The organism is Massilia violaceinigra (genome assembly GCF_002752675.1).
Taxonomy (GTDB): Bacteria; Pseudomonadota; Gammaproteobacteria; order Burkholderiales; family Burkholderiaceae_D; genus Telluria_A; species Telluria_A violaceinigra.
The window spans coordinates 606,897-623,640 of record NZ_CP024608.1 but is presented as its reverse complement, the minus strand read 5'-3'; the positions used below and the strand labels follow the sequence as shown (position 1 = coordinate 623,640).

The window sequence follows — 16,744 nt, the reverse complement described above, 5'->3', positions numbered from 1 at the left end:
GCCTCAGCCCTGGCCGCGTCGTGGGCGGCGCTGCGGCGGCACGCCCGTCATCGCGCCGGCTCGTCCCACTTGCCCGCTGCGACCAGCTTGTTCTTGAGCCCCGGCAAAGGAAAGCCCAGTTCATAGGCCTTCTTGGCGTGCAGCCGAGCCTTGTCGTAGTCTTTCTTCCTGAGGTAGGCCAGCCCGGCGTTGTAATTGATGGTCGGGTCTTCCGGCTGCAGTTCCACCGCGGTGGTAAACATATTCACCGCTTCGTTGGTTTTGCCGAGCGAGAGCAGATAACTGCCGTAGGTGGCGCGCACGGCGGCGTCATCCGGCGCGAAGCGGATCGCGCGGTTGAAATAGCATTCCACCGGCCACTTGGTCGCGGGCACTTTCACCTGCTTGTCGCGCAAGCTGACCATGGCCAGGGTGGCCAGGGCGCGCGCATGGTTGGGAATCGCGCGCAGGGTGTAGTCGAGATCGCCGCCGAGATAGCTGGTGTTGCCCTTGATGCCGGCTTCGACTTCCGGCGTGAAATGGGCGCCCTCGACGATTTCCAGGTTGACCTGGCCGCGCTTGCGGTAGTCGAGCGGGCCGTAGTGATTTTTCAGTTCGCCGCAATAGTTCAGCGCCTGGGCGCCGGTCGAGGTCAGCAGCACGGTGCCGGCTAACAGGTAAGGCAATAGTTTCATCGATATCCTTTTATCTGGCATGAAGGCAGCCGCGCTTACCACGAGCGCAGCCAGTCGCCGGTCCAGTTCACCACCTGGTCTTTCCACACGCGGCGCGAAAACGTGTGGTCCGCTTCAGGCAAGGTCTGGCGCGACACATGCGGCGCGGCCAGCAAGCCCTGCCACTTGTCGGATGCGGCGGCGGTGTCGAGAAATTCCTGCGCGGTCAGGTCGGCGCCGCTGATGATCAACAGGACCTTGCCGCGAAAGCGCGCCAGCCCGGCCTGCATGCGGTCGGGCAGCGATGCCGGCGCGCCAGCGGAGGCGCCGGAAGCGCCGCCCTTGCCGTTGCCGAACGCGGCACCGGCGATGCGCACGAACGAGCCGGCCGCGGCAGCCACATTGAATTGGCCGCGCAGGATCTTTTTCCACAGTTCCGGGTCAAACAATCGGGCGCGGTAATAATGCTTGATGGTGGCCTTGGCATGGCCGCCGCTGGTGCGCACCCATGGGTTGAGCAGCACCAGCCCGGTCACGCGGGCATCGTCGGCGGCGTAGAAAATCGCCGCCGAGGCGCCGTCGCACAAGCCCCAGATGACCACTTCCTCAACGCCGGGCAGGGCCTTGAACAGGTTGTCGACGGCGGCGCGCAGGTCCTCGCCGACCGCCTCGAAGTCGCGCATGGCGCCGTGGCTGTCGCCCATGCCGCGGTAGTCGAAGCGCAGCGAGGCGACTCCCTGCGCCGCCAGAGCGCGCGCGAGCGTGGTGAACTGGCGATGGCTGCCGACCCGGTATTGCGGCCCGCCGACCACGATCAGCACCGCGCGCCTGGCTATCTGCGCGGGCACGCTGACGATGCCGAACAGCGCATCGCCGCCGCAGTCGAAGCTGAGCACGTCTTCACGATAGTCCATGCGGCGCTCCCTGAAACAGGGCCGACGTGGCCGCCAGCAGTTCGGGCGACTCGGCGATTTCCTGGGTCGACCAGAACGGCGTGCAGGTAACTTGCTGCAAATGCAGGTCGACCCCGGCCTCGCGCCAGCCATCGGCCAGACGCAGCACGGCGGGCGTGAGCGGCCGCTCGGCCGCGGCCGAGGTTTCAATCCAGTGCACCGGGCAACCGAGGGGCGCGAGCTTGGCCGCGTCCCGGCTGTCGATGGCGGCGGCCAGCGCCGGGGCGATGTCGTAGCCTGCCACTTCGAGCATCTCGCCGCCGAGCAGCGCGGCGCGCAAGGCGGCCGTGCCGGTGCTTTTGTTGGGCTTTTTGGCGTCGGCGCCATCGGCCAGCATGGCGTTGGCGGTGAGCAGGCGCAAAAACTGGGTCAGGAAGGTGGCGCCGCTTTGCACCGGTTGCCACAGCACCAGTTGCGCGAGCGGGTGGCGCGTGTTCTCGTGCGCATAGTCCAGCGCCAGCAAGGCGCCCAGGCGCAGTCCCCACAGGGTCAGCGGCGCCGACAGGCGGGCCGAGAGCCAGTCGCAGCCGGCGGCCAGGTCGTCTTTCCAGATTTCCCAGCGGGCCTCGGCAAATTCGCCGCTGCTGTCGCCGCAGCCATACAGGTCGAGCTGCAGCACGCCGTAGCCTTGCGCCGCCAGCGCGCGCGCCTGCAGGGCGGCCATGCGGCGCGCCTTGTTCATTTCGTCGCCGAAAGGATGCACGTACAGGACCGCGCCGTGGCAGCGCGGCCCGGCGGGCGGATGGAACAGGCAGAAACGTTGTCCCAAGTCCGTCTGGAGAAAGAAGGGCTCGGCGCCGGGCGGCTTGGGATGGACAGTCATCAGGCCAGTTTTTGCTTCACGAACGCATTCAGGCTGCCCAGCGTTTCAAAGGTACTCGCGCTGATTTCATCGTCGTCGATGGTGATGCCGAAATGCTCTTCCAGCGCGGCCATGAGGTTCACCACCGCCATCGAGTCGAGCTCGGGGATGCTGCCCAGCAGGGCGGATTGTTCGTTCAGTTCCTTGCCGGCATCGCCCAGGCTGAGCACGTCGGTGAGGATGGTTTTGATGTCTTCGAGATACATGGAAATCCTAGATAAATGAATGCTGATCGCGTCGCTTGCGCCAATGGCGGGAAAGGTCGCGACATGTTACACGGCGGCCGGATAAACAGTCCAGAGCGCCATCGGCGTGCGCGCGCGCCTTACACCGTATCGCCATTGCACCGCAAATTTTGCATCATGCGCAGCATGAAACGGAACTGGCCGCGGTCCCACGGCGTGAATCTGGGCAACTGGAACAGGTCGCCGCCCGGCCGCGCCGCGCCCCACGAGGTCGACACCGCCGCATCGAACCCCAGCTCCTTCACGATGGCCACATGCTCGGCCAGGTAATCCTGTCCCGGCTTGCCGTTCGGGTAAGCAAACAGCCGCACCGGCGCGCCGATGATCGCTTCCAGCGCGGCCTTGCCGTCGGCAATTTCCTTGCGCGCGCCAGCCGCATCCATGCGCGCGACGATTGGATGGTTCACCGTATGCGCACCGATGTCCATGCCGGCCCGGTGCAGCACGCGCACCTGGTCGGACGTCATCATCAGGTCGTCCGGCAGCGCGACCGGCACCAGCGCACACAGCGCCGCCACCTGGCGCAGGCGCTCGTCGAGCGGCAGGTACTTGAGCGCGTTCAGCAGGGTCGAAATCGCCGCCTGCCGGCTGGCCACCGTATCGAGCACGAACTCGCCCTGCCCGGCCGCACGCAAATCGATGCGCTCCGGCGCGCGGCGGATCAGCTCGATCACCGTGTCGTTCCACATGCGCCCGCCGTTCAGGAAGCCGCTGGCGATGAAAAACGTCGCGTGCACGCCATGCCGCTGCAGGATCGGCAGGGCGATCCCGGCATTGTCGGCATAGCCATCGTCAAAGGTGATGCAAGCCGCGCGCGGCGGCAGCTTGCCGGCCTTCAAGCCGCGCACGCCCTCGGCCAGCGAGATGATATTGAAGCACTGTTTCAGCTGGGTCAGCTGCGCATCGAAGCGGCGCGCGTCGACCTCGTCCGGAAAAATCGCATCCTGCTGCGGCAGCACGCGGTGAAAGATCAGGATCGACAGGCGCTGGCGCGCGCTGCCCAAAAAACCCAGGTGGCGCATGGCGTGGCTGGCCATGCCGGCCCAGGCCGGTCCGGCAGGCGCGGGGTCGAAGCGATCGGTGCGCTGGTGCGGCATGGAATGCTCTTTCGTGGTCAACAGGGTCATGGCGCGGCCGCACTGTGCGCCTGGGCGTGGGCCTCGGTCTGCGCGGCCCGGGCCGCATCGCGCGCGGCCACCCTGGCGGCAGCCGCCTCGGCCGCCAGCGTTTTCTCGATAATGTAGCCGGTACTCACCACCGCCGCCATCAGATAGTAGGGCACGTCGTAATACAGCAGGCTGAGGAAGGCGCCGCCCACCCCGAAGCCGAGCAGGCTGACCTGGATCATGCGGGCAAGGTTGCCGGCCCATTTGAAGTCCTCCCTTTTCGCCGATACGCGCACGATCCAGGACGCCTTGCGCCAGGTCAGGAAAGCCAGCAACAAATAGATGCCGAGCCCGATAAAGCCGTGCTCGCCCAGCGCCTGGAAATAAATACTGTGGGCGGCGTGCACATCCTCCGGCACCGGCGCGTACAGCTCGAAAGCGGTACGGTTATAAATCTCGAAGCCGCCGCCGAGCGGACGGTCCTTGGCCATGTTGTATGCCATATACCAGGCATTGATGCGTCCCATGGCCGAACTGTCTTCCTTGTAGGTATTAATGGTCTCCATGCGGGTGGACCATTTATCGGGCATGAAGGCGATGGCGAACGGCACCATCAGCACCATCAAGCCGCCCAGCAACACTTTCTTGGGACTTTTCAGCCACAGGAAAAACAGCATCGCGGCAATACCCACCAGCGCCCCGCGCGAATAGGAACCGAGCGCGGCAAACGAACACAGCATGATCGACGCCGCCATGCCCCAGCGGATCCACTTCTTTTCCGCCGACATATACAGGTAGAACATGATCGGAATGATGGTGATGAAGGCCAGCGCGACTTCGTTATTGCCCTCGATATAGCTGCCCTGCGGCCCCCACACGATGCTGCCGCCGCCCGTCATCACGGTAAAGATGCCGCCCTTCACCCCGTAATAGCCGAGCGAGCCGACCAGGACCCAGATCAGCAGCTGTACCTGTTTCTGGGTCTTGATGAGCATGATGGTGGCAAAGGTCATCAGCATGATCTTCGAGACGCGGTTGAGCATCACCACCGATTCGTCCGGCCACATCGAGAAAATCGTCGTGATGCCCATCCAGGCACTGAACGCCATCAGGGTGCACACGATCGGCGTCATGGGCAGCTTCTTGGGATCGCGCGTGACCAGCAGGCCGATCAGGGTCACGCCGGCGATGATCGCGGCGAACGGAAAGGAATAGGCAAAGCCCCAGCTGAGCCGGTGCGGGTTCATCACGCTGATCCATACCCACATCAGCACGCCGATATACGGGCGCTTCAGGATAAACGGTAGCGAGCCGAAAACAACCAGCGTAATGACTAGGTCTCTCATGGACGATCTGGTTAAGAATTAGGCTAAGGTATCAGGATAAGCGGCCGTGGCGGATTCGCTTAAGTAATATGTAATTGATATTGTTAGTGTTCAAGTGGTAAGATTGTACTTGAACTTCCTCCAAATATCGCTTGCAGAGCAAAATTGTTCTCCGCACAATTTGGCTAGCGTCAGTACTTGGCGCAAGTCGCCCCCTTTTCGTCCCGAACAGCAACGTTTTGGCTTTCAGCCGTACGCAAGGTTTCAATGAGTGACTTGATCCACGACTTCATCTTCCGCTCTGCCGGCCGCACCCCACAAGCGGAGGCGCTCGTTTATGGCAGCCGCCGTCTGGATTACGCAACACTTGCGGATTCCGTACAGCAAGTCTCGACAACCGTGCTCGGTCTCGGCCTGGGCCGTGGCGAGCGGCTTGCGGTGTATCTTGAAAAAAACATCGAGAACGTGGCCGCCATGTTCGGCGCCGCGGCCGCCGGTGGCGTGTTCGTGCCCGTCAATCCGCTGCTCAAGCCCGAACAGGTCGCCTACATCCTGGCCGACTGCAATGTGCGCATCCTGGTCACCTCGGCCGACCGCCTGAAATTGCTCGCTGCCGCCCTGGGCGGCTGCCCGGACCTGCAGACCGTCATCGTCACCGGCAATGCCGACAACGCGCCCGCGCTCGAACGCATCAACGTGCTGGCCTGGGACGCCGCCCTGGCCGCCGCCGTGCCCGCCCCCCCGCGCGCAATATCGATACCGACATGGCGGCGATTTTGTACACCTCGGGCAGCACCGGCAAGCCGAAAGGCGTGGTGCTCTCGCACCGCAACATGGTGGCCGGCGCCAACAGCGTGGCCAGTTACCTGGAAAACACCCCGGCCGACCGCCTCCTGGCCGTGCTGCCGCTCAGTTTCGACTATGGCCTGAGCCAGTTGACCACGGCCTTCAGTGTCGGCGCCACCGCGGTGCTGATCAACCACCTGCTGGCGCGCGATATTCTCAAAGCCGTGGAAGCGGAGCGCATCACCGGCCTGGCCGCGGTGCCGCCGCTGTGGATCCAGATCGCGCCCCTGCCGTGGCCGGCCGACTGCACCCTGCGCTACCTCACCAATTCCGGCGGCGCCATGCAGCGCCCCACCTTGGATGCGCTGCGCCGCGCGCTGCCGAACGCCCAGCCGTTCCTGATGTACGGCCTGACCGAAGCCTTCCGCTCCACCTACCTGCCGCCGTCCGAGCTGGATCGCCGCCCCGATTCGATGGGCAAGGCGATTCCGAACGCCGAAGTGATGGTGTTGCGAGCCGACGGTACCGAGTGCGATCCCGGCGAAGCTGGTGAACTGGTGCACCGCGGCGCGCTCGTCTCGCTGGGCTATTGGAACGACCGCGCCAAGACCGCCGAGCGTTTCAAGCCGGTGGTATCGACCCACCACGGCCTGACCCTGACCGAAATGGCGGTGTGGTCGGGCGACACGGTGCGCAAGGATGAAGAAGGCTTCTTGTACTTCATCAGCCGCAACGATGAAATGATCAAGACCTCGGGCTACCGGGTCAGCCCGTCGGAAGTGGAGGAAGTGATTTACGCGCGCGACGGCGTGGCCGAAGCGGCCGCCATCGGCCTGGCCCACCCCACCTTGGGCCAGGCCATCGTCGTCGTCGCGCATCCGAAGGAAGGCAGTGCCTTGAGCCCCGAAGGCCTGCTGGCGGCCTGCAAGCCGCACCTGCCGGCCTACATGCTGCCGGCGCGCGTGATCATCTCGCCCGAGAGCCTGCCGCGCAACCCGAACGGTAAAATCGACCGCAAGCTCTTGAGCGTGCAAATGGAACAGTTGTTTATGGAAGCAAGCCAATGAGCGTCCCACGTCCCCAACACGCGCCGCTGGCGCAATTCGAGGTCGAGGGCGATTGCCTGCAGATCGGCGGCATGCCGCTCACGCGCCTGGCCGAACGGGTCGGACGCACGCCCTTCTACGCCTACGACCGCGCCAAGCTGACCGAGCGGGTCGAACTGCTGCGCCGCCACCTGCCGCCGGAAATCCATCTGCACTACGCCATGAAGGCCAATCCGATGCCGGCCGTGGTCCAGCACATGGCCACCCTGGTCGACGGCATCGACATCGCCTCCGGCGGCGAACAGCGCGTGGCGCTCGACACGCCGATGGCGCCGCACCTGGTCAGCTTCGCCGGTCCCGGCAAAAGCGACACGGACCTGAGCTGCGCGATTGCCGCCGGCGTGGTGCTGAACATGGAGTCGGAAGCGGAAATGGAGCGCATCGCCGTCATCGGCCGGCGCCTGTCCATCAAGCCGCGCGTGGCGGTGCGCGTCAATCCCGATTTCGAACTCAAATCGTCCGGCATGAAGATGGGCGGCGGACCGAAGCAGTTCGGCGTCGACGCCGAACGCGTGCCCGCCATGCTGGAGCGCATCCGCGCACTGGAACTCGACTTCCAGGGCTTCCATATCTACAGCGGCTCGCAAAACCTGAAGGCGGCATCGATCCAGGACGCGCACGAAAAAACCTTCGCGCTGGCGATCCGCCTGGCCGCGCACTGGCCCGGTCCCCTGCGCACGTTGAACATCGGCGGCGGCTTCGGCATTCCCTACTTCCCCGGCGAAGAACGGCTCGACCTGGCCGCCGTGGGCGAAAACCTCAAGCGCATCCTGCCCGACGTGCGGCGCGACCTGCCCGACACCGAGATCGTGATCGAACTGGGACGCTACCTGGTGGCCGAAGCGGGCATTTACGTCAGCCGCGTGATCGAGCGCAAGGAGTCGCGCGGGCAGGTCTACCTGGTCACCGACGGCGGCCTGCACCACCATCTGGCGGCATCGGGCAATTTCGGCCAGGTGATCCGCAAGAACTACCCGGTCGCCATCGGCAACCGCATGAACGCCGACGAACGCGAAACCGTGTCCGTGGTCGGCCCGCTGTGCACCCCGCTCGACCTGCTGGCCGACCAGATGTCGCTGGCCAAAGCCGAAGTCGGCGACCTGGTGGTCGTGTTCCAGTCCGGCGCCTACGGCCTGTCCGCCAGCCCGGTCGCCTTCCTGAGCCATCCCGTGGCGCTGGAAGTGCTGGTCTGATGCCATAATCCGCAACCAACAAAATAAAACCAACGCAAGCGCGAGGAGTGCAATGACTGAATTTTCCGGGAAGCCGCAGTGAGCGGGCTATGTGGATGGATCGGCCACGGCGCCAGTTCCGCTGACAACCAGGTCCTGATCGAGGCCATGGCGGTCCCGCTGGCGGCCTTCGACAAGACCGACATCAGCACCCTGCAAGCCTCGCGCAGCGCGGTGGCGGTGGCCGCACGCGCCGCCAGCAGCCATGCCTGGCAAGGCGATGGCCTGGTGGTGGCCGTGTGGGGCGAACCGGAACTCGACGACGGCGCCGATGCGCAGGGACAGGCCGCCGGCCTGGCCGAGCGCGTGGCCCGCCTGTGGCGGCGCGACCCGGATGCGGTCTGCGTAAAACTGCGCGGCGCCTTTGCGCTCGCCATTCTCGACGACGCCAAGGGTGACGCCCTGCTGGCGATCGACCGCATGGGCACCCACCAGCTGAGCTACCAGACGGTGGGCGAGGCACTGGTATTCGCCACCTCGTCGGATGCGCTGATCCGCCATCCGAAAACGCCCGGAGCGATCGACCCGCAAGGCTTGTACAACTACGTCTACTTCCACATGGTTCCGGCGCCGGGCACCGTGTACCGCGGCCAGGAACGCCTGCTGCCGGGCGAATGCCTGCGCTTCAGGCAGGGCCGCGTCGACAAGCGCGCGTACTGGCGCATGGTGTTCGACGAACAGCCGCAGCACTCGTTCGAGGACCTCAAGCAGCAGTTCCGCGAACTGCTGCGCAGCAGCGTGCGCGACGCCGCCGGCAAGCAGCCCTATGGCGCCTTCCTCAGCGGCGGTACCGACAGCTCCACCATCGCCGGCATCATGCGCGAGCTTGACGACAAGCCGGTCAACACCTATTCGATCGGCTTCGAGGCCGAAGGCTACGATGAAATGTCGTACGCGCGCCTGGCGTCGAAGCACTTCGGCACCAGCCACCATGAATACTACGTCACGCCCGATGACGTGGTGGCCGCCATTCCGCGCATCGGCGCCGTGTTCGACCAGCCCTTCGGCAACGCCTCGGCGGTGCCGGCGTTTTACTGCGCGCGCCTGGCGCGGGCCGACGGCGTCACCCGCATGCTGGGCGGCGACGGCGGCGACGAACTTTTCGGCGGCAACGAGCGCTACTCCAAGCAGCACGTGTTCGCCCTGTACGACAAGGTGCCCGGCCTGCTGCGCAAGGCGCTGCTGGAACCGGCCGTATTCAACTTCCCGGCCGGCGAGCATCTGAAGCTGATTCGCAAGGCGCGCAGCTACATCGAACAAGCTTCGCTGCCGATGCCGGCGCGCCTGGAAACCTACAATCTGCTGGGCCGCTTCGGCCCGTCGCAGGTGTTCACTGGCGCGTTTCTCGCCAGTGCGGATGTCGGCGCGCCGCTGGCCAGCCTGTCGCATACCTACGCCCAGAACGATGCGTCGAGCCTGATCAACCGCATGCTGGCGCTCGACCTGAAAGTGACGCTGGCCGACAACGACCTGCCGAAAGTGATCAAGGCCTGCGAGCTGGCGGCGATGGAAGCGGCCTTTCCTTTCCTGTCCGACCAGATGGTCGCGTTCTCGGCGCGCCTGACAGCCAAGCAGAAATTGAACGGCACCCAGCTGCGCTACTTCTTCAAGGAAGCGCTGCGCGGCTTCCTGCCCGACGAAATCATCACCAAGCAAAAGCACGGCTTCGGCCTGCCGTTCGGCGTGTGGCTGCAAAAGCACAAGCCGCTGCAGCAGCTCGCGCTCGACAGCCTCTCGGACCTCAAGGGGCGCCAGATCGTGCGTCCGGAGTTCATCGATGCGCTGGTCGGCCAGCACCTCAACGAGCACGCCGGCTACCACGGCACCATGGTGTGGGTCCTGATGATGATGGAGCAGTGGTACAAGCAACGCTCCGCACCGCAAAGCTGATACCGATGCCCGAATACCAGCGTTTCGACGCCGTTGCATGTGAATTCCCCCGTCCGCGCGCTCCCCTGTTCCCCAGCCTGCGCTTGGCCGACCTGAGTTTCGGCGGGAGCGGCACGGTCGCTCCAGCCCTGATCGACGGCACCGCCGTGCGCCACTTCGCGCGCGGCCGTTACGCCATGCACGCGGCCTACCTGGCGGCCGGCATCGGCCCGGGTACGGCGCTATTGGCCCCGTCCTACCATTGCCGCACCATGATCGACCCGGCGCTGGCGCTGGGCGGCACGGTCCTGTTCTATGAAGTCGACAGCGACCTGACGCCGCGCGTGGACAGCATTCGCGCCCTGCTGGCGCCGCGCGACCACGGCATCAAGGCGCTGGTCCTGCCGCACTACTTCGGCTTCGAACAGCCGCCCGCGCTGCTGGCGGCCGTGATGGCCGTGTGCCGCCACCACGGCCTGATGTTCATCGAAGACTGCTCGCACGCCTGGCAGGTGGCGGCCAAGCGCGCCCAGGGCGCGCAAGCGAATGCCGACCACGTGCTGATGGCCAGCCCGTACAAATTTTTCGGCTGCGAGGATGGCGGCGTGTTGTGGGCCAACCCGGCGCTGTTTCCGATCACGCCACCGGCCCGTCCCGGCCTGCTGCGCGAGGCGAAGGCTTTCACCTCGGCGTGGTCGCGCAACCGCGCCGCGCGCGTCGACGCCACCGAGGCGGTACCGCGCGACCCGGCGCTGCGCGGCCAGGACATCGTCGAGCGCCACGACCAGCCGTCGCCCCTGTACGAGCGCGCCATGGAAAACAAGAACAGCCTGGCCCTGTCGCGCTGGGTCATGCGGCGCACGCTGCTCGCGCCCCTGATCGAACGGCGCCGCCAGCATTACCGCCAGTGGTTGGAGGCGGTGGCCGGCGCGCGCGGTGGCCAGGCCCTCATGCACGACCTGCCGGACGACTGCGCGCCGTACATGTTTCCGATCACGATCGCCGAACCGGACCCGGTGTTCTATCAGTTGAAGCAGGCCGGCATGCCGATCTTCCGCTGGGACGACATGGCGGTATCGAGCTGCACGGTGGCGCGCAATTACCGCCTGCACCTGCTGCACCTGCCCTGCCACCAGGGCTTGACCTCGCAGCAGATGGCCTGGATGACGGCGCTGGTCGCGAAAGCGCTGGCATGAGCGGCTGGACCAGCGTGCCGCTGCAGCGCTCCCTCGGCGCGCACGGCGCGGCCTGGGACCTGTTGAACCGGCGCCTGTTCGGCGACCATCCTCTCCTCACCACCCTGTTCATCGACGGCCTGCTGCAGCACTTCGGCGACGGCGGCGAGCACCTGTGCGTGTACCGGCGCGACGGCGTGATCGAGGCGATGTGCGTGCTCAAACGGCGCAATCCGCTGGTGTGGGCCAGCTTCCTGCCGCCGCAGGCGCAGATCGCCGCCACCCTGGTGGCCGATGGCGCGCTATTGCCATCGCTGCTCGCCAGCCTGCCCGGCATGGCGATCCAGCTCGACCTGCTGTGCAACGACCCGGCCGTGGGCGCCGTGCTGTCGGGCGCCGCGCCGCGCCGCCATTTGCTCAATCACGCGCTGACGATGAAGATCGACCTGGCGGGCAGCTTCGCCGGCTACTGGTCGTCGCGCTCCAAGCAACTGCAAAGCAATATCAAAAAGCGCGACAAGCGCCTGGTCGACAACGGCATCGAGCAGCGCCGCGTGCACATCGGCGAGACTGGCGACATCATCGCGGCCGTCGACCGCTACGCCGTGCTGGAGGGTGCCGGCTGGAAGGGCCGCAACGGCACGGCGGTCGGCTCCACCCCGGCCCAGCACCAGTTCTACCGCGACCTGATGCAGCGCGCCGCGTTGGATGGCCACGCCTTCGTCTCCGAACTGTGGTTCGGCGACACGCTGGCGGCCTCGCGCCTGATCCTGCGCCAGAACGGCGTGTACGTGATCCTCAAGACCAGCTACGACGAGAGCTTCGCCGACTATTCGCCCGGGCGCCTGCTGCTGCGCGACGTGATCGAACACGCCTTCGCGGCCGATCCGGGCGGCAGCATCGAGTTCTATACCGACGCCGACCAGAACCAGCTCGAATGGGCCACCGCCCAGCGCTGGATCCAGCACCGCACGCTGTACCGCTGGAACGTGGCCGAAGCGCTGACGGTCTCGCTGCGCGCGTGGCGCAGCAATCCGCAGAGCCCCGACGGTCTGCTGGTGGAGGCGTTCGACCATCCCGACGCCCTCCCCGCCGATGTGCAGACCTTCATGACCAAGGCCGAAAAGCACAACGTGGCCTGCGGCCTGGCGTGGTACCGCAACCTGGTCGAAACGGTGTATCCGAAAAATCCCGGCCTGCGCTTCTACGTGCTGCGCCACGGCCAGCAGCTGATGGCGGTGCTGCCGCTGCGCGCCGAAAAAGCCGGCGGCAGCTGGCAACTCAATTCGCTGTCGAATTTTTATACGAGCCTGTACGAGCCGGTGCTCGAACCGGGCCTCAAGTCGCGCGAGATGGTGGCGGTGCTGTCGGCCATTCAGACCGAGTTTCCCGGCCTGGCGTCGCTGACCCTGGCGCCGATGGACACGGCCTCGCACTCGTACCAGACCTTGCTGGGCGCGATGCGGATCAAGGGCTGGATCGCGTTCGAGTATTTCACTTTCGGGAACTGGTACCAGCCGGTGAGCTTCGACTGGCCGACCTATCTGGCGGCGCGCAGCGGACCGCTGCAAAACACCATCCGCCGGATGCGCAAGAAGTTCGCCGGCGACGGCGGCACCCTGGAGATCGTCACCAACACCAAGGAGCTGCCGGTGGCGATTGCCGCGTACGAGAAGGTGTATGCGGCCAGCTGGAAAAAGCCCGAACCCTTCCCGGCGTTCACGCCCGGCCTGATGCAGGCCTACGCGGCCAAGGGATTCCTGCGCCTTGGCCTGGCGTGGCTGGGTGGCGAGCCGGTGGCCGCGCAACTGTGGATCGTCTCGCACGGCCGCGCCGAAATCTACAAGCTGGCCTACGACGAGCGCTTCAAGGGCTATTCGCCGGGAACCCTGATCACGGCCATGCTGATGGAGCACGCGATTGACAAGGACAAGGTGAACGAAGTCGATTACCTGAGCGGCGACGACGCCTACAAGAAGACGTGGATGAGCCACCGGCGCGAGCGCTGGGGTTTGGTGGCGTACAACCCCAAATCGCTGCGCGGACTCACGGGACTGGCGCGCGAAGCGGCCGGCCGCGCCGCGCGGGGCGTGGCCGACCGGCTGATCTGACAGTCCTTATGCCGAGGTGCGGATGAAGAAGATATTCGACTTCCCGTTCGGCATCAGCATGAAACCGCGCAGCGCCGGTACGTAGCGGAAGCGGTTATGCACCCCGGCCGACGTGGTCGCGGGCGGCATGGTGGTACCGGCCAGCTCGAACATGCTCATATCCCAGGTATTGCCCCCATTCGGCTTGATCACGTAGATGCGTCCCGCGCCCCCGCCCTGGCCGCAGTAGAACAGGAAGCGGTCGTTGGCCGGGTCGTAGTCCATGCCGGCGTAGGTCGGCTTGTCGGCCTTGAAGCTCTCCAGCGCCGCACTCGGATTGAAGCTCACCGAGATCTGCGCCGAACCGTCGACCGGCACGCGCGACGCGAACACGCCCAGCGCGCCGTAGCCCATGCCATCGGCCCAGTTCAGCGAAAACAGCTGGTTGCGCAGCGAGTCGTGCGCGATCGGCCAGCGGATGGTGTCGCTGGTGCGCTGCGTGATCGGCTGGCTCCAGGTGCGGGTGGCGGCCGAAAAGCGCGCCAGGCCCGTGGTCCAGGTGTCGCCCGTGGCGCGGATCGATACCGCGCCAAGGTGGCCGGCCGGCGCGTCGGCCCAGGTACCGGCGGGGTCCCAGCTATTGGTCTCCAGGTCGAAACCATCGACCTTGTTGAAGAAGTGCGCATTGCCGTAAGCGCCGCGCACCCCGAACATCATCAGGCGGTTCAGCTGCGGCACGAAATGCACGGTGCTGTACAGGTGGCGCGAGGTCGGTTTGCCGTCGGCGTAGTAAGCCACGTCGATCGCGGTGGCCGAGGACTGACCATGGCGCAGCTGCCACACCGGCGCATTGTCGGTCAGGCGCAGCGACACCACCCGGTTGTCGGCCGAGTCGAGGTGGCCGCCGGCGCCGGCGATCAGAATCTCGTTGGTGCGTTCGTTGAAGGCGATGCCGCTGTAGGCATGCGCGGCCGCCCCGCCCGCGCCCGCGGTGCCGGCGATTTCGATCCACTCGCCCAGCGCCTTGCCGGAGAACCAGATCGGATCGCCCGCCTGCGGCGTGCTCGGCACCGGCAGCGGCTGGACCGGCGTGTAATGCGCCGGTTTTACGCCCCATACCGGCTTGGTGTCGAACGCGGCGCGCAAGGTGCCCCAGTTGGTGGCGCGCGTCATGCGCTCGTAGGCTTCGCGCGCGCCCGGCACGCCGTGGCGCACCGCGTAGGCAATCGCCGGCACCAGGTTGCCCCACAAGGCGCGCTCGCCCGGCATGTATTCGCCGGCCAGGGTGCCTTCGACCTTGCCCAGCCAGACTGGCGGCTTGGCATAGGTTGCGCTGTATACCTCGGCCTCGGAGCTGTACCAGGGGCCGGCGCCGGTATCGTAATCGGGCTTGGCGACCGGCGAAATGACCACCGTGTACGGTACCGCGTTGACGTACCAGAAGCCGTCCTTGGTACCGAGCCGGCCGATGGCGCTGCGCGCCTTCCAGGCAAAGAAGGCACCCAGCTTGGTGCTGGCGGCTGGCGAAATCGGCAGACCCAGCGAAACCGAATAGCCGAAGGCCGCGGTGACGAAGTCCTGCTGCCACGGCGAGGCCACGCGGATGGTGCCGTCGTAGCCTTCGCCCGGCTTGATCCAGCCGAACGGGTTGTTCGGCTGGGCCACGTAGCGCCCGTGGAAGTGCTCGATATTGGCTTCGACCGAGGCGATGAATTCGGCGCGCAGGGCGCTGTCGTCGTCGGGCGTGACGCACAGGGCCTGCACGCGCGCTCGCCAGTCCCACGCGCAGCTGCGGGTCTGCCAGGCGGCGACGGCGGTCTGCACCAGGCCCTTGCTGCCGGTGCGCAGGGCGGCGTTGTCGCCATTGCCAAGGTAGTTGGCGGTGGCGGCGAACTGCACCTGTTCCATGAAGTAGAAACGGCCCGTGACCAGGTAGGCGGCAAAACCGACCGAGGGGCTGTGCGCCACATCCCAGCTCGGCGGATTGCCGCCGGTGGCCACCGGGGTGTACTGGGCGTTGGTGGAGCCGCCGGTATCCTTGAAGCCATGGCCGCTGCGGATGTTGAGGGTCGGGTAGCTGGAGAAGCGCAGCGGGCGGTTGGTGCTCTCGTCGCGGTAGTGCAAGCCATACCGTCCGGCCGAAAAACCATTGCGCACCACGGCCGCGTAAGTGGCCGGCACGTCGGCCACCAGGAACAGCACGTCGTGCTGCGGCAAGAGTCCGATCGGGTCCTGGTAACCGGACGACGCCATGCTGTCGCCGTCGTAGATGAAATTGCCCGCCTGGAGCGGCGTGTAGCTCGATACCAGCGCCTTGACAGCGGTCGATTCGGCGGTGAGGCGCGCCTGGTACGACGGTACCAGTTCGGTCGCCTGCAGGTAGGCCGCGTCCTGGCGCGGTACCACGCCAGGATCGGCGCCGGCCCAGTAAGACAGGGCGGCACCGCTGATCAGCGGGGTGCGCTGGTGGTGTTTGAGGTCGATGGCGGCCGACATGCGCGCACTGCCATTGAGCGAGAAGGTGTAAGTGGCGGCCTTGTTCGATGGCGCGGCCACGCGCAGGTAGCCGTTCTCGATCCACGGCAGCACTTCGAGCGCGCCGTTGGCCCACATGCGCACTTCCAGCCAGGCCACCAGGTGCGGGTCGCTGCCGACCGGCTTGCGGTAGATCCAGGACGACATCAGCGGACCGCTGACCCAGACCTTGAACGGGCTGTCCCAGTCGGCGCCCTGCCAGGTGGCGGTGCCGAACGCGCCGCAGCCCACTTCAGCGACCGCGCCGCTGTTGCGCAGGCGTGCCGTGTCGATCGCGGCGTCGCCCGCGCTGGAAGTGACTACGCCGAGGTTGATGGTGGTGCCGGCCGCCGTGGGCAGGCTGGCCTGGCCCGACAGCAGCGCAAACTTGACCGAACCGTCCGGCCACAGGTTCTTGACGTTGATCTGCAAGGCGCCCTTGTCCGACCCGATCGAGCGGCTCGCCGGCAGGTCGCCGCGGCGAAAGGCAAAGCCCAGGCAGAACGGCACGGACGCCTGGCCGGTGGTGCTGATGACGCTAAAGCGCGCATTCGGAATCGGCGCGCCAGGTTCCGGCGTGGCCGGGGTACCGGGGTCGAACGGGCCGGACGACGGCGTCTGCACGCCGCTGGCGGCGGTCGAGGTGGGCGCAGCCGCGGCGCCATTGCCGCCGCCCCCGCCGCCACCGCAAGCGGTAAGCGCGCCGGAAGCGACCAGCATTGTTGAGCGTCGGAGAAAAATACGGCGTTGCAGATCGGTCATAATGGTTTCTTCGTAATAACAATGAAAAAATAGCTATTAACGCGGCGTCGCTCGTTTTTTAAACAA

12 protein-coding genes and 1 pseudogene are annotated in these 16,744 nt (G+C 66.0%); 6 read left to right on the top strand and 7 right to left on the bottom strand.

Annotated features, from left to right (window positions below; genetic code table 11):
• Positions 1 to 47: 47 nt before the first annotated feature.
• The 6 genes from CR152_RS02930 to CR152_RS02905 form a co-directional block, all read right to left on the bottom strand.
• Positions 48 to 674: a tetratricopeptide repeat protein gene (locus CR152_RS02930; RefSeq protein ID WP_099873599.1), complete on the bottom strand. Its 627-nt coding sequence runs from the start codon at positions 672 to 674 to the stop codon at positions 48 to 50.
• A gap of 35 nt (positions 675 to 709) precedes the next feature.
• Positions 710 to 1,567, bottom strand: coding sequence for a hydrolase 1, exosortase A system-associated (locus CR152_RS02925; RefSeq protein ID WP_099873598.1), 858 nt, complete (start codon positions 1,565 to 1,567; stop codon positions 710 to 712).
• On the bottom strand, positions 1,554 to 2,429 hold the full coding sequence (locus CR152_RS02920) for a hydrolase 2, exosortase A system-associated (RefSeq protein ID WP_099873597.1): 876 nt from the start codon (positions 2,427 to 2,429) through the stop codon (positions 1,554 to 1,556). The genes CR152_RS02925 and CR152_RS02920 overlap by 14 nt, the downstream gene beginning before the upstream one ends.
• The gene (locus tag CR152_RS02915; protein ID WP_099873596.1) at positions 2,429 to 2,674 is read right to left on the bottom strand and encodes an acyl carrier protein; all 246 of its coding nucleotides are present in this window, start codon (positions 2,672 to 2,674) and stop codon (positions 2,429 to 2,431) included. The genes CR152_RS02920 and CR152_RS02915 overlap by 1 nt, the downstream gene beginning before the upstream one ends.
• Before the next feature lie 119 nt (positions 2,675 to 2,793).
• Entirely contained in the window at positions 2,794 to 3,840 is a 1,047-nt protein-coding gene (locus tag CR152_RS02910; RefSeq protein ID WP_229413265.1) for a polysaccharide deacetylase family protein, read from the bottom strand.
• A complete protein-coding gene (locus CR152_RS02905; protein ID WP_099873595.1) occupies positions 3,837 to 5,165 on the bottom strand; it encodes a putative O-glycosylation ligase, exosortase A system-associated in 1,329 nt (442 codons plus the stop codon). Before CR152_RS02905 ends, CR152_RS02910 begins: the two co-directional genes overlap by 4 nt.
• A 246-nt stretch (positions 5,166 to 5,411) precedes the next feature.
• On the opposite strand from CR152_RS02905, the pseudogene CR152_RS34795 reads away from it, so the two are divergent.
• The 6 genes and pseudogenes from CR152_RS34795 to CR152_RS02880 form a co-directional block, all read left to right on the top strand.
• A pseudogene (locus CR152_RS34795) lies at positions 5,412 to 5,750 on the top strand (AMP-binding protein); the annotation flags it as partial.
• 158 nt (positions 5,751 to 5,908) lie between these two features.
• Positions 5,909 to 6,997, top strand: coding sequence for an acyl-CoA ligase (AMP-forming), exosortase A system-associated (locus tag CR152_RS02900; protein ID WP_307718561.1), 1,089 nt, complete (start codon positions 5,909 to 5,911; stop codon positions 6,995 to 6,997).
• On the top strand, positions 6,994 to 8,229 hold the full coding sequence (locus CR152_RS02895; RefSeq protein WP_099873594.1) for a pyridoxal-dependent decarboxylase, exosortase A system-associated: 1,236 nt from the start codon (positions 6,994 to 6,996) through the stop codon (positions 8,227 to 8,229). Before CR152_RS02900 ends, CR152_RS02895 begins: the two co-directional genes overlap by 4 nt.
• Positions 8,230 to 8,307: 78 nt before the next feature.
• Positions 8,308 to 10,158: an asparagine synthetase B family protein gene (locus tag CR152_RS02890; RefSeq protein ID WP_099873593.1), complete on the top strand. Its 1,851-nt coding sequence runs from the start codon at positions 8,308 to 8,310 to the stop codon at positions 10,156 to 10,158.
• A gap of 5 nt (positions 10,159 to 10,163) precedes the next feature.
• Complete coding sequence (locus tag CR152_RS02885; RefSeq protein WP_099873592.1) at positions 10,164 to 11,333, top strand: DegT/DnrJ/EryC1/StrS family aminotransferase; 1,170 nt, start codon at positions 10,164 to 10,166, stop codon at positions 11,331 to 11,333.
• Positions 11,330 to 13,423, top strand: coding sequence for a GNAT family N-acetyltransferase (locus CR152_RS02880; protein ID WP_099873591.1), 2,094 nt, complete (start codon positions 11,330 to 11,332; stop codon positions 13,421 to 13,423). Before CR152_RS02885 ends, CR152_RS02880 begins: the two co-directional genes overlap by 4 nt.
• 6 nt (positions 13,424 to 13,429) lie before the next feature.
• Here CR152_RS02880 and CR152_RS02875 read toward each other — a convergent pair whose 3' ends face one another.
• Complete coding sequence (locus CR152_RS02875; RefSeq protein ID WP_157778300.1) at positions 13,430 to 16,678, bottom strand: hypothetical protein; 3,249 nt, start codon at positions 16,676 to 16,678, stop codon at positions 13,430 to 13,432.
• Between the last annotated feature and the right edge of the window lie 66 nt (positions 16,679 to 16,744).

Bases quoted from the DNA above. Each gene is read 5' to 3' on its own strand.
- CR152_RS02920 (WP_099873597.1), bottom strand. From the start codon at position 2,429: ATGACTGTCCATCCCAAGCCGCCCGGCGCCGAGCCCTTCTTTCTCCAG.
- CR152_RS02895 (WP_099873594.1), top strand. From the start codon at position 6,994: ATGAGCGTCCCACGTCCCCAACACGCGCCGCTGGCGCAATTCGAGGTC.
- CR152_RS02905 (WP_099873595.1), bottom strand. From the start codon at position 5,165: ATGAGAGACCTAGTCATTACGCTGGTTGTTTTCGGCTCGCTACCGTTT.
- CR152_RS02925 (WP_099873598.1), bottom strand. From the start codon at position 1,567: ATGGACTATCGTGAAGACGTGCTCAGCTTCGACTGCGGCGGCGATGCG.
- CR152_RS02875 (WP_157778300.1), bottom strand. From the start codon at position 16,678: ATGACCGATCTGCAACGCCGTATTTTTCTCCGACGCTCAACAATGCTG.
- CR152_RS02900 (WP_307718561.1), top strand. From the start codon at position 5,909: ATGGCGGCGATTTTGTACACCTCGGGCAGCACCGGCAAGCCGAAAGGC.
- CR152_RS02885 (WP_099873592.1), top strand. From the start codon at position 10,164: ATGCCCGAATACCAGCGTTTCGACGCCGTTGCATGTGAATTCCCCCGT.
- CR152_RS02915 (WP_099873596.1), bottom strand. From the start codon at position 2,674: ATGTATCTCGAAGACATCAAAACCATCCTCACCGACGTGCTCAGCCTG.
- CR152_RS02880 (WP_099873591.1), top strand. From the start codon at position 11,330: ATGAGCGGCTGGACCAGCGTGCCGCTGCAGCGCTCCCTCGGCGCGCAC.
- CR152_RS02910 (WP_229413265.1), bottom strand. From the start codon at position 3,840: ATGACCCTGTTGACCACGAAAGAGCATTCCATGCCGCACCAGCGCACC.
- CR152_RS02930 (WP_099873599.1), bottom strand. From the start codon at position 674: ATGAAACTATTGCCTTACCTGTTAGCCGGCACCGTGCTGCTGACCTCG.